Source organism: Kitasatospora sp. NPDC017646 (assembly GCF_044329365.1).
Classification (GTDB): domain Bacteria; phylum Actinomycetota; class Actinomycetes; order Streptomycetales; family Streptomycetaceae; genus Kitasatospora.
Genome location: NZ_JBIRJC010000046.1, coordinates 15,080 through 27,510 on the forward strand (window position 1 = coordinate 15,080; position 12,431 = coordinate 27,510).

The 12,431-nt window shown below is 71.8% G+C and carries 11 protein-coding genes; 4 read left to right on the top strand and 7 right to left on the bottom strand.

Going from position 1 to position 12,431, the window contains the following annotated elements:
- Window positions 1–92: 92 nt before the first annotated feature.
- Together ACH4J0_RS36905 and ACH4J0_RS36910 are read right to left on the bottom strand one after the other, a co-directional pair.
- The gene (locus tag ACH4J0_RS36905; RefSeq protein WP_396245553.1) at window positions 93–743 is read right to left on the bottom strand and encodes a C39 family peptidase; all 651 of its coding nucleotides are present in this window, start codon (window positions 741–743) and stop codon (window positions 93–95) included.
- Window positions 744–1,900: 1,157 nt separating this feature from the next.
- Window positions 1,901–2,377, bottom strand: a complete 477-nt coding sequence (locus ACH4J0_RS36910) for a TetR/AcrR family transcriptional regulator (RefSeq protein WP_396245554.1) — start codon at window positions 2,375–2,377, stop codon at window positions 1,901–1,903.
- Here ACH4J0_RS36910 and ACH4J0_RS36915 point away from each other — a divergent pair.
- Window positions 2,342–3,106, top strand: a complete 765-nt coding sequence (locus ACH4J0_RS36915) for a serine hydrolase domain-containing protein (protein ID WP_396245555.1) — start codon at window positions 2,342–2,344, stop codon at window positions 3,104–3,106. The genes ACH4J0_RS36910 and ACH4J0_RS36915 overlap by 36 nt on opposite strands.
- A gap of 151 nt (window positions 3,107–3,257) precedes the next feature.
- Here the strand turns inward: ACH4J0_RS36915 and ACH4J0_RS36920 are convergent, their stop codons facing one another.
- Window positions 3,258–3,446 (bottom strand): hypothetical protein, encoded by a 189-nt coding sequence (locus tag ACH4J0_RS36920; RefSeq protein ID WP_396245556.1) that lies wholly within the window; start codon window positions 3,444–3,446, stop codon window positions 3,258–3,260.
- A 397-nt stretch (window positions 3,447–3,843) separates the two neighbouring features.
- On the opposite strand from ACH4J0_RS36920, the gene ACH4J0_RS36925 reads away from it, so the two are divergent.
- Window positions 3,844–4,422: a TetR/AcrR family transcriptional regulator gene (locus ACH4J0_RS36925; RefSeq protein ID WP_396245557.1), complete on the top strand. Its 579-nt coding sequence runs from the start codon at window positions 3,844–3,846 to the stop codon at window positions 4,420–4,422.
- Window positions 4,423–4,559: 137 nt separating this feature from the next.
- Here ACH4J0_RS36925 and ACH4J0_RS36930 read toward each other — a convergent pair whose 3' ends face one another.
- On the bottom strand, window positions 4,560–5,480 hold the full coding sequence (locus tag ACH4J0_RS36930; protein ID WP_396245586.1) for an NADP-dependent oxidoreductase: 921 nt from the start codon (window positions 5,478–5,480) through the stop codon (window positions 4,560–4,562).
- Window positions 5,481–5,563: 83 nt separating this feature from the next.
- Here ACH4J0_RS36930 and ACH4J0_RS36935 point away from each other — a divergent pair, with 83 nt between their 5' ends.
- A complete protein-coding gene (locus ACH4J0_RS36935) occupies window positions 5,564–6,133 on the top strand; it encodes a TetR/AcrR family transcriptional regulator (RefSeq protein WP_396245558.1) in 570 nt (189 codons plus the stop codon).
- A gap of 344 nt (window positions 6,134–6,477) precedes the next feature.
- On the opposite strand, the gene ACH4J0_RS36940 is transcribed toward ACH4J0_RS36935, so the two are convergent.
- From ACH4J0_RS36940 to ACH4J0_RS36950, 3 genes are all read right to left on the bottom strand, one after another.
- Window positions 6,478–7,818: a sugar ABC transporter permease gene (locus ACH4J0_RS36940; RefSeq protein WP_396245559.1), complete on the bottom strand. Its 1,341-nt coding sequence runs from the start codon at window positions 7,816–7,818 to the stop codon at window positions 6,478–6,480.
- Window positions 7,815–8,603 (bottom strand): ATP-binding cassette domain-containing protein, encoded by a 789-nt coding sequence (locus ACH4J0_RS36945; protein WP_396245560.1) that lies wholly within the window; start codon window positions 8,601–8,603, stop codon window positions 7,815–7,817. The genes ACH4J0_RS36940 and ACH4J0_RS36945 overlap by 4 nt, the downstream gene beginning before the upstream one ends.
- A 167-nt stretch (window positions 8,604–8,770) precedes the next feature.
- On the bottom strand, window positions 8,771–9,865 hold the full coding sequence (locus ACH4J0_RS36950) for a sugar ABC transporter substrate-binding protein (RefSeq protein ID WP_396245561.1): 1,095 nt from the start codon (window positions 9,863–9,865) through the stop codon (window positions 8,771–8,773).
- Window positions 9,866–10,958: 1,093 nt separating this feature from the next.
- Between ACH4J0_RS36950 and ACH4J0_RS36955 the strand changes: the two genes are divergently transcribed.
- Window positions 10,959–12,356: an erythromycin esterase family protein gene (locus tag ACH4J0_RS36955; RefSeq protein ID WP_396245562.1), complete on the top strand. Its 1,398-nt coding sequence runs from the start codon at window positions 10,959–10,961 to the stop codon at window positions 12,354–12,356.
- Window positions 12,357–12,431 lie beyond the last annotated feature (75 nt).

Genomic DNA, 12,431 nt, shown 5'->3' on the forward strand with positions numbered 1-12,431 from the left:
TCGCGTTCAGACCGTATCCGCCGCGAAACACCCGGCGCCCGCCCGGAGCACCGTCGGTCCGGCCCCGGCCCCGCCAGGCGCGCGGCCCGCAGTCACCCGATGATGACCGCCATGTCGCCGTAACTGGCGTACCCGGCCGCGAAGGCCGCCTCGGAGATCTGCAGCTGCCCACGGGACGGATCGTTGATCAGATACTGCCCGTTGCTGACCGCGGCCACGACGACGGTGTGCTCCGACGGGCCGGCGTAGGGCACGACACGGCCGTCGTACGCGGTGTACGAGCCCGCCGCGACGTCACGCCAGTTGTAGTCGACCCACACGATCGCCAGGTGCCCCGCGGCGACTGCGCTGCGCACCTGGGCGGGAGAGACCCCCTGTCCGGCGGCCGCCACGGACAGACCGTAGGACTGGGCGGCCCGGGCGATCGGCGGATAGTACACGCCGAAGCCGGTACCGGCCGCTTCCGAGCCGTCGGGGCTTCCCACGAAGGCCTGGAACGGGTCCCCGGAGAGCGGCCCGGAAACCCCCGCCCGGGGATGCGCCAGGTCGACGCCGACGTGTCCGAGCACGTCCTGGTCGGACACCTGCACCCCTCGCGCGGCCAGCACCATGCGCAGGGAGGTCGCCTCGCAGTCGTTGCCCAGCTGCTGCTGGTAGGCCGGGACAGCGGTGGTGGCGGCGCCCGCCGAGGGCGTGCCGGTCACCATGACAGCGCCGGTCAGGACGGCGGTGACGGTCGCCACCAACCGGCCCCGCCTCTTCCGCGGCAGCCTGCCCGGCGCCGGGTGCGTCCCGGCGGTCGGTGCGGTCGCGGGTGACGAGGCCGCGGGTGGACCCGGCCGTCGCGCGCTCGGGTGCAGGCATCGCCCACCGTTCAGGACCTCCTCGGGGCTCTCCATGGCCCGGCTCCTTCCCACGGCGTCTCATCGTCTGAGGACGGGACCTCCCCCGTCGGGTGCCGCTCGCCCGAACGCGGGTCGGTGGCCACCCGGGATGCCCCTTCCATCGAACCTCGGCTTCGCCCGCTCTGCCTCGCGGCGAGACCAGCACCGGCCGAGCCGGCTACCGAGGGTGGCGGGCAGGAGTCACCTGGTTGGACACGGACCGTCACCTCCCCGCCGCACGGGCGCCGGACGAGCGCCGGACGCGGGTCCGCGCGCGCCGGTGTCGTGGACGGTGCGGCCGCAGGAGCGCCGCCGGACCAGGTACGGAGCGTGATGCCCCGGCTGACAGTGCGAGGCGACCGCCCATCACGGCCACCTGCTCTCGCAGCGCCGGACCGTCCACCCGCCGCCCGGCCGGTGGATCGGCCTCGACGCCCCGAAACCGGCGGCCCACCCCGGTGGCCCGCCTGATCGCACCTCGAAACGGTGCCTGGCAGCTGAGCGACCGTGTCCAGTGCCGTGGCCGGGGAGGTCCACCGTGTTGCCCTTCACTCGTTCGAGGGGGCGAGACGTTTGGTCGCTCCGCTGGGATACGACGTCGCACCGGAGTGGAGCATTGCCGCTGCTCGCCTCTCCGCGCCAACTGCCCGGGACGCCCTGTCGACCACGGTTCCCGGCCCGTGCCGACCGGCGGCTTCCCCCTCGGTGAAGGAAGGAGCTTCCGTGGCTTTGACGACCCAGAACATGACGCAAGAGCTGGCGGCCGCGGCGCCACCGCCGGATGGTCGGAGGCGGACTTCGACGCCGCCGAGGACTTCTTCGGCCACCACCACGGCGAAGTGACCATGCTCCAGGGCACCCTCGGCCTGATCGGTACCTACCTCTCCCCCACCGGCGCGTTCACGGTCCGCTCGACCGGCCGGCTCGACGGCTTCAGCGCTCGGCTTCAAGACGCACATCGCCGGCGTCCACCTCGTCCACCTCGGACCCGCGTGGTCCCCGCCGGATTCGGCGGGTCACCGGCACCGTTCGGCTCCCGGCTCCTGCGCGGGCAGGCCGCGGAGCAGCGTGCCGAGGAAGAGGTCGAAGCGGGGGGTGCTGTCGCCGAGGTCGAGGGGGTGTTCCTCGACGGCGAGCCAGCCGACGACGGACGTGATGAAGACGTACCAGCTCTGTTCGGCCAGGTGGGGCGGGACTCCGGCGTCGGTGAAGGCGGCGATGACGCTGCCGCGGAGTCGCCCGAAGCTCCGGTCGGTGTGGCGGTGCGGCCGGGAGATGCGGGTCGCGTAGCCGGGCAGGGCGAGGAAGGCGTCGTGCATGCCCCAGGCGAGGTCCGTGAGCCAGGGCCGCCACTCACGGTCCTGCGGGCCCTCGGCGGGGAGAACGCGTTCGACCATGACCTCGTTGACGAGGTCGAGCAGTTGGTCGCGGTTGGCGACCCAGCGGTAGAGCGCGGCGTGGGTGACCCCGAGGCGGGTGGCAAGCTCCCGCATGGTCAGGGTGTCGAGGTTCCCGGCGCCGCGTTCGGCTACCATGCGCTGGTCCTGGGGGCGCTCAGCGCCGAGGTGGTGCGCCGCGCCACCGGACGCAGCGTCCAGGAGCTGTTCGCCGAGCGCGTGCGCGACCCGTACGGCGTCGACTTCCATCTCGGGCTGCCCGCGGAGCAGGAATCCCGGTTCCTCGCCGCCCGGCCGGTGGTGGCGACCCCCGAGCGGCTGGCCGCGCTCGCAGCCTCGACGAGCCACCCGAACAGCCTGTCCGGCATCGCCTTCAACCGCCAGCACCCGGGGAACCCTTCGGTGTGGGAGCTGCCGAACCTCCCGGTGGTCCGCGCCTCGGGGACGGCCTCGTTCGGCGGTGTGGCCTCGGCGCGCGGCCTGGCCCGGATGTACGCGGCGGCGATCGGACCGGTCGACGGATCGCCTCCCCTGCTCGATCCGGGGACCGTCGCGCTGGCCGGGCAGATCCAGTCCACCGGCCACGGCCTGGTCCTCGGCGTCCGGAAGGCGTTCACCATCGGCTTCCACGCCACCTCCGAGTACCACCCCCAGCTCGGCCAGGGCTCCTTCGGCCACAGTGGCGCAGGCGGCCAACAGGCCTTCGCCGACCCCCGCAACGGCATCGCCTACGGCTACACCCGGCGCCGGACCCCCTTCCCCGCCGCCGCCGGCCCGGAGAACGACCGCCTGATCCGCGCTTTGTACACGGCCGCCGCGCATTGAGGTCGACGGCTGGGGCCGAGCCGGGCCCGGCGGCGTGCGGAGGGTCCGGACGAATGGTGCCGCACCCTCCCGTCCACCCGGCACAAGAAACCGGACAACGTCCGCCGCCGCTCTACCGCTCCGCTCTACCGCTCCGCTCTACCGGTCCGCTTTACCGGTCCGCGAGCGCGACGGCCCGGCGGAGGTCCTGCGCGTAGCGCAGCGGCTGTTCCCAGGCCGCGAAGTGGCCGCCGTCCTGGTGTTCGACGAACTCGTGCACGTCGACGAATCGGGAGACGAAGCGGCGGGGTGCGGGCTTGGTGTCGTGGGCGAAGGCACTCAGGACGGTCGGCGTCGCCACGTACGGTACCGGCGGCGCGAGTTCGGCGTACGGCGCGAACGACGTTCCGATGGTGTTCGTGAACCAGTAGACGCTGGTCCAGGTGAGCAGGTCCTCCTCCTCGAACGGGATGTGGGACCAGCTGTGCAGCTTTTCGATGATCCAGGCCGCCAGCCCCGCCGACGAATCAGCCAGCGCCCGTGCGAGCGTGTGCGGTTTGGTGGACTGCTCGGCGATGTACCCGCCTTCGGCGCGCTGCCACGCTCCACGGTGTCCAGGTGGGCGAGCTCCTCAGCACCCAGGGATGACCGGTCCGCGAAGACCGGTCACACGGGTGAACGGAAGAGGCATGTGTACAACCATACACATCATGTGTTCAGCCGTACACATCACAGCGGACGGCCGATATCCTGGCGGGATGGAAACCGCGACGCCACAGCCCAAGGACGCTTCGCGGACCCGTGAACGGATCCTCGCCGCCGCCCGGCGCGAGTTCGCCCGCGCCGGGTTCGCCCGCGCGACGGTCCGCGCCATCGCCACCGCCGCGCAGGTCTCACCGAACCTGATCACCCGCTACTTCGGCGGCAAGGACGGTCTCTTCGTCGCCGCCACCGAGGTCCACCTCGCCATCGACCGCACGTTCGACGGCCCGCGGCACTCCCTGGGACAGCGGATGGCCCACGGCATCGTCGACCGGTGGACCGGCATGGAAGGCGAGGACCCGCTCCTCGTCCTGTTGCGCGCCGCCGGCGAACGCGGCGAGGCCGCCGAGACGCTGGCGACGTTCCTCGACCGGGAATCACTCGAGCCGTTGCGGCGACAACTGCTCAGCTACGGGATGACCGAGGAGGAAGCCCTCGCCCGCGCACGGGCGATCGACGCCTTCGTCCTCGGCATCTCCGCCCGCCTGCGCGTGCTCCGCGACGACCTCGGCGACAGCGCGGCGCTGGAACAGTGGATCGCCACCACCGTCCAACGACTCGTCAACGCACCCTAGTTAATCCACCTCCGGGAGCCCCGCGGCCGACGGCCCGCGCGAGGAGCACCTCCGCACTGGTCGCGGTGCAGCGCCTCGTCGGCCGCGTCCTGGCAGGCGAAGCGCTCGATCAGGCGGCGGATGATCCTGCGCCCGGTTTACAGGGCGATCACGATTTTGCCGTGGACATGCCTTTCGGCCTGCGTCGTCACGGCTTCGCGAATCCGCTCGACCGGGAAGGTCGCCGCGATCGGCACCGTGATCTCGCCGGAACGGATCGCGTCGGCGATCCGCTCCAGAGCGCCCGGGTCCGCATCGAGGGCGCCCGTCTTGCGCACACCGGGCGCGGGGGCGGGGCCGTCGGCCACGACGGAGATCCGCTCGGGTGCCACGCCGAGCTCGAGCGCGGCCTCGGCCGCCTCCCTTCCGAACAGATCGGTCGCGGCGGTGATCCCCTCGGGCGCCAGGGCCCGCACCCGGTCCGCCAGACCTGGGCCGTACGCCACGGGTTCCGCGCCGAGCCCGCGAAGGAACCCGAACGTGCCCTCGGAGGCGGTGCCGAGCACCCGAGCACCCGCAAGCTTCGCCAGCTGCACGGCGAAGATGCCCACGCCGCCCGCCGCCCCACCGATCAGGACGGTGTCCCCGGCGCGGAGCCCGAGCGCGTCGAGCGCGGCGAAGGCCGTCAGACCGGACACCGGGAGCACGCTCGCCACCTCGTCGCCGACGCCCTGCGGGGTGGGCCACAGCGTTGCCGCGGGTGTCTTGACCAGCACGAAATCGGCGACGGACCGGCCGATCGCAGCCCCGTACACCCGGTCGCCGGTCGCGAATCCCGTGGCTTCGGCACCCACCTCGTCCACCACTCCGGCGAAGTCGCTGCCGAACCCGGCCGGCAAGGTGATGCCGAACCGCGCCGCCATGTCGGGCTGTGTGGTGATCTGCCAGTCCATCGGATTCAGGCCGGCGGCCGTGACCCGGACGCGAACCTCGTCCGGTGCGACGTGCGGCTCGGGTATCTCCTCCAGTTCGAGTACTTCGGGACCGCCGAAACGCCGGTAACGGACAGCTCTGCTCATCGGTGACCTCTCCCGACCAGTGATGGGACTTGGTCTTATCGACCCTACACCAGTGATGGGACGAAGTCCCGTACACTGCTCCCATGGCTCGCTGGCAACCCGACGCACCAGGACGACTCGCCGCCGCCGCCCTCGACCTCTTCGAGGAGCACGGCTACGAGAACACGACCGTGGCCGAGATCGCGGAACGCGCGGGGCTCACCAAGAGCACGTTCTTCCGGTACTTCCCGGACAAGCGCGAGGTGCTCTTCGACGGGGGCACGGTGACCGGCGTGCTCGTCGAAGGGATCGCCTCGGCGCCGCCGGCGGCCGGGCCGCTCGACGCGGTGGCGCACGCCCTGGACGCGCTCGGCCGGACGTTCTTCACCGCCAACCGCCGCGAGTTCAGCGGCCGGCGGCAGGCCGTGCTGAACGCCAACAGGGAACTGCGTGAACGCGAGGCCCTGAAGAGGCTCGACCTCACCGCCTCGATGAATGAGGCCCTCGACCGCCGCGGAGTCCCGAGGCTGACCGCGCGCGTGGCCGCGGAACTGGGCACGCTCGTCTGGGAGATCGCCTACGACCAGTGGATCGACACCGACAACAGCGAGGACTTCGGCCCGCTGGCACGGCAAGCGCTCGCCGAGGTACGCGCCGCCGGAGTCGTGCGCTAGGTGCGCACCTGCCGGAACCCGGTCACCACCGGGTCCGGTCTTCTGCCTGAGGCGCTCGTAGGGTGTCCGGCCCCGAAGAGCGCCGTGTGGGCGGTGGAAGTCGTCCTGGTCCTCGCGTCCCCGGAGTTCGGCGTCGAGGAGGCCGGTGTCGTCGACGACGGCACCGGCGAGCACGCGGCAGAGCTCCCCGGCGTCGACGCGGTGTGAGCGCGGCGCGGGAAGCGGTGTGAGCGCGGCGCGGGAAGCGGTGTGAGCGCGGCGCGGGAAGCGGTGTGAGCGCGGCGCGGGAAAGCGACCGGCCCGGCATCCGAGGGGTGGATGCCGGGCCGGTCGTGACGGTGGGGTCAGCGTGCCGCGGTCTTGCGGGTGCGGCGCGAGACGGAGTCCAGGACGACGGCGGCGAGCAGGACCGCGCCGGTGATCATGTACTGGATGGCCTGGTCGACGTGGACCATGTCGAGGCCGGTGGTGATGCTCTGGATGACCAGGATGCCCAGCAGGGCGGACCAGGTCTTGCCGCGTCCACCGAAAAGGCTGGTACCGCCGATGACGGCCGCCGCGATGGAGTTCATCAGGACGTTGCCGCCGCCGAGGATCTTGTCGGCGGAGCCCTGCTGGGAGGCGTAGAAGAGGCCGCCGAGCGCCGCCATGCCGGCGGAGATCATGAAGACCGAGATCCGGACCCAGGCGACGTTGATGCCCGCACGCCGGGCGGCCTCCACGCCGCCGCCGACGGCGAAGATCTGCCGGCCGTAGCTCGTGCGGCGCAGGACGAAGTCGGTGACGACCACGACGGACAGGAAGACCAGCACGGGCAGCGGCAGACCGCGGTCCTGGTTGAGCATGTAGGCGGCGGTCAGCGCGACGACGGCGAGGACGCCGGTGCGCAGCGCGATCTCGCTGACGGGCCGCGCGGCGAGGCCGGCGGCGGTGCGGCGGCGGGCGTCGAGGACCTGTCCGACGGCGAAGAGCGCGATGCCGAGGACGGCGAGGCCCCAGGCGTAGGCGATGTCGCCGTCGCCGAGGAAGTAGTTGTCCAGGTTGGCCAGGACGCCGTCGTGGACGACGTTGACGGTGCCCTTGTCACCGAGGACGTACTCCTGCAGGCCGCTCCAGGCGAGCAGGCCGGCGAGGGTGACGACGAAGGCCGGGACGCCGATCTTGGCGAAGAAGAAGCCGTGCAGGGCGCCGATGGCGACGGCGACGGCGACGGCGACGAGGCAGGAGAGCCACTCGTTGTAGCCGGAGCGTGCGGACAGCACGGCGGCGATCGCGGCGGAGGCGCCGGCGACCGAGCCGAGGGAGAGGTCGATCTCGCCGAGCAGGAGCACGAAGACGATGCCGACGGCGATCAGTCCGGGGCCGGCGATCCACTGGGTGATGTGGGTGATGTTGTCGGCGTTGAGGAAGTCGCCGGTGAAGCCCTGGAAGATGGCGGCGATGAGGATCAGGCCGAGGACGACGGGCACGGAGCCGAGGTCGCCGTTCTTCATCTTCTGCTTGAACTCGGCGAGGTAGCCGGCGATACCGGCCTCGCGGACGAGCAGACGGGGGTCGACCGCGGGGATGGCCGCGGCGGGCTCGGCCGGGGTGGGCTTGGCCGGGGTGGGCTTGGCCGCGGCGGGCTCGGCCGGGGTGGGCTCGGCCGGGGTGGGCTTGGCCGGGATGGGCTGTTCGGTGGTCACTTCGCTTCCTCCGCGAGTCGGGCCTGGCGCCGGGTGACGGCGTTCTCGGTGGCGCCGGTGATGGCGGAGATGATCTCCTCGTGCGAGGTGCCGGCCACCTCGAAGACGCCGTTGTTGCGGCCCAGGCGCAGGACGGCGACGGTGTCGGCGACGGCCTTGACGTCAGCCATGTTGTGGCTGATCAGGATGACGCCGAGGCCCCGGTCGCTCAGGCGCTCGACGAGGTCGAGGACCTGGGCGGTCTGCTCGACGCCGAGGGCGGCGGTGGGCTCGTCCAGGATGACGATCTTGGGGTCGCCGACGAGGGCACGGGCGATGGCGACCACCTGGCGCTGGCCGCCCGAGAGGGCGGCGATGGGGATGCGCACGCTCGGGATGCGGATGGACAGGGTGTCGAGCAGTTCGCGCGCCCGCTTCTCCATGGCGACTTCGTCGAGCGTGCCGAGCCGCTTGAGCTCGCGGCCGAGGAAGAGGTTGCCGACCACGTCGAGGTTGTCGCAGAGCGCGAGGTCCTGGTAGACGGTGGCGACGCCGAGGGCCTGGGCGTCGTGCGGACGGGCGATGGAGACCGCCTCGCCCTCCCATTCGATCGTTCCCTCGTCGATGGGGTGCACACCGGCGATGGTCTTCACCAGCGTGGACTTTCCGGCGCCGTTGTCGCCCACCAGGGCCACCACCTCGCCGGCGTGCACCTCCAGGTGCACGTCGGTCAGTGCCTGGACGGCGCCGAAGCGCTTGGAGACCCCGCGCAACGCCAGTACGGGTGCGCCTGTCACGTGAACCATCTCCTTCTTCCCGGGCACGCCGCGATGGCGCGGCGGCGGCCGGGCTGGCCCGCGCACCGTGCGGCGCGGGCGGGTGAGCGTGGAAAAGGGTGCCGGAGCGGGACGGGGCCCGCCGCGCGGCACGGGCGGTGCTCCCCGGGGAGGTGGGGAGCTCCGCCCGGGCGGAACTACTTCAGACCGGCCGCGGCACAGGCGGCGGCGTAGTCCGCGGTGCAGATGTCGGAGACCTTGTAGAGGCCGTCGGCGATCACGGTGTCCTGGATGTTGGCCTTGGTGACGACCTTGGGGTCGAGCAGCTTGGCCGGGATGCCCTTGTCGGTGGCGCTGTCGACGCTGGCGGTGGCGACGGTCTTGACGTCCTTGCCCTGCAGCAGGTCGACGGCCAGTTCGGCGGCGCTGTCGGCGAGCGGCTTGTAGGCCTTGTAGATGGTGTAGGCCTGGTCGCCGTTGACGATGCGCTGGACGGCGTCGAGGCCGGCGTCCTGCCCGCCCACGGGGACCTTGATGCCGGCGCCCTGGAGCTGGGTGATGATGGCTCCGGCCATGCCGTCGTTGGCGGAGTAGACGCCCTGGAAGCCGTCCTTGCCGAGCTGGGTGATCGCGGCGCCGATCTTCTGGCCGGCGACGGTGGGCTTCCACTCGCCCGACTGCTCGTAGACGACCTTCTTGACCTTGCCGTCGAGGACCTTGTGGGCGCCGGCCTTGAACTGGCCGGCGTTCGGGTCCGCGTCGTCGCCGTTGATCATGACGATGTTGTCGTCGGAGGCCTGCGGCCCGAGCGCGTCCAGCAGGGCCTGGCCCTGGAGTTCGCCGACCTTCTCGTTGTCGAAGGAGGCGTAGGCGGCCACGGGACCGGTGGCCAGGCGGTCGTAGGCGACGACCTTGACGCCCTTGTCGGCGGCCTCCTTGACCCAGCCCTGGGTAGAGGTGGCGTCGAAGGCGTCCAGCACGATCACCTTCACGCCCTGGGCGATCAGGGTGTCGAACTGCTGCTTCTGCTTGGCGGCGCTGCCCTCGGCGTTGTTGTAGAGGACCTTGCAGTCCGCACACAGGGCCTTGACCTTGGCCTCGATGAACGGACGGTCGAAGGACTCGTAACGGGTCGAGGACGCGTTCTCGGGCAGCAGCAGGCCGATGGACTTGGTGTCGCCGGAGGCGGCGGCGTCCTTCTTGTCGCCGCCGGCCTTGCCACACGCGGCCAAGGACAGGGCCATCGAGACGGCTGCGGTGGCGATGACGGCGCGACGCATCGGTGCGTTCATGTGGGGGTGCCTCCCTGACGTCGCCGCGACGGTGCGGCGGAGTGGCTGGAGTCAACCCTCACTCGCCAGATTGAGTCAAGAAGTAAATCCAAGACGAGACCTTGCCAGACCTATTCGTTATCTTCTTGAACACAGATCCGGCCGAGGGATGGGCACTTTGAGCCACCGGCCGGCGTCCGGTCGATCCGGCCGGTGCGCCCGCCCCCAGGGGCAGGCGGCATGAACACACAGAGACGCAGGTTGAACCCTCGGTAACGACAGTCGGAGCGGACGACCCGCCGCCGGGGCTGGGTGAGGGCCGGGACGAGGGGCGGGTGTGCCGCATGTTCCACCACGCCACCTATGGGGACCATGTGTTCAAGATACGTCGACTTGATCGTCATCGCGGGCTGACCGCACACCCCCGTGGCGGTGCTCCCCCGGCGGGTGCGCCCGGCCGGACCGGCGCCACGGGCCCGACTGACCTTCCTCCGAGGGATCCTGACACCACATCAGTGGAGGCCGCGCGGGGCCGGCCCGCCTGCCGTCGGCTTTGCGAACCGATGGGGTGCCGCAAGGGTGCGCGGCTGAGCACGACTGGCTGCCGTCTTCCCGCTGCCCCGGAAACCGGGAACCCACGGCCGCCCTGCCGCCTGCTGGGCGGCGCCGGGAACATCCTCGTGGCCGGGGAGCTGCCGTCCGTGCGCCGTGACGACGGATCGGATGACCGGGCGGGGTGGCTCGGCCCATGCCGTCGGCCAGGGCCCGGAGATGGTGGTCCGAGTCGTCCCGGCCCACGCCGGAACGCCGGGTCGGCTTCGCCGACGGTGCGGCTCGCCCGTGCCGGACCCGCGCGCCGGTTACCCCCGTGGCCGGGCGCGCAGCCGGCCACGGCCACGAGTACGAGGCCATGAACACCCCACTCGTCGGAGCGGGGTACGACTTCGCGCCCGGGCAGCCGCCGTAACGGACGGCGGCCCGTCGTCGGCCGGGGGGTCAGCCCCCCGGGAAGACGGCGGCTCTCCCCAGCGCGCGGCGAGTCCGGCCCCCGCGAGGATCAACTCACCGAATGCCGAGGTCATCGGCGTTCCGTCGAGTCGAGGTGGTCGTAACGATGGCGGGAAACAAGAGGATCGGGCGACGCGCCCTGCTGGCGGCGGCCGTCGTGGCCGTGCTGGTCCCGGGGACGGCGGTCGCCGCGCCGGCGGCTCAGGGGGCCGCCGACGCGGCGGCCGCTGTGGATCCGGCGGCCGCTGTGGATCCGGCGACGACGCAGCGCTCCGCCGTGGTGCGCGCGCTGGAGGGCGTCGCCCAGCCGCTGCGGACGACGGAACCCGGCGGTCGCACCGCCGACCTGCGCGCCCTGGATCCGATGATCGGCGATGCCAAGATCGTCGGCCTCGGCGAGGCCACCCACGGCTCACACGAGTTCTTCGCGATGAAGCAGCGGCTGTTCCGCCACCTCGTCGAGGAGAAGGGCTTCACCACCTTCGCCCTGGAGACCAGTTGGACCAGCGGCCTGCAGATCGACGAGTACCTCCAGGGCGGCCCGGGCGACGCGCGGCAGGTGGTCAAGGACGCCCTGGGCGGCAGCCCGTGGGACCGTGAGGAGTTCGCCGACCTGATCGCCTGGATGCGGGCCCACAACCAGGGCCACCCGCACAACCCGGTCCACTTCGTGGGCGACGACCTCGGCCTCCCGCGGCTCGGCGACCGGATCTTCGACCAGGTCACCTCCTACGTGCGCGAGGCCCGGCCCGAGGTCCTCCCCCAGCTGGAGGGGCTCTACGCGGGCCTGCGGCCGTTGGACGACGTCTTCGCCTACCTGCGGAAGCCGCTCGCCGAGCGCCGGGACAACGCCGCCAAGGCGCAGCAGGCGCTCGACCTGGTCACCGCGAGCCGTGCCGGTGCCCCCGCCGACGACGCCCACGCCTGGGCCGTGCAGCACGCCCGCAACATCGCCGGCACCTTCGCCTTCGCCACCCTGGACGTCACCGACCCGGCCTCCGTCTCCGCCTCGGAGCAGCTGCGCGACCGGGCGATGGCGGACAACGTCACGTGGTGGCAGCGCCGCACCGGCGGCAAGGTGATGCTGTCGGCGCACAACGGGCACGCCGGCTACCTGGCCACCGACACCTTCCTCTACCCCGAGCCGCAGGGCTCCCAGCTGCGCGACGCCTACGGCCGTGAATACGTGGCGATCGGTTTCACCTTCGGCAGCGGCTCCTTCCTCACCAACGACGCCGTCCTGACCGACAACTGGAAGGCCGTCACCGTCCCGGCGGCCACCCCCGACATGAACGAGTACACCCTTGACCGGGTCCACTACCGGGACTACTACGTCGACCTGCGCACCGCGCCGCCGGTGGCCCGCGACTGGCTGGACGTCACCCGCCCCACCTACGACGCGGGCTCGGTCTACGTCAGCGACCCGATGCCGAGGCTCGCGATCGGCCGGGCCTACGACGTCCTCATCCACCTGAACCGGGTCACCCCGGCGCGGATGTTCTGATCGCGTGACCACGGGCCGGGACGTCGTCACGGACGCCCACGCGCACTGCGGTGTTGCGGCCGGTGCCGGTGACGG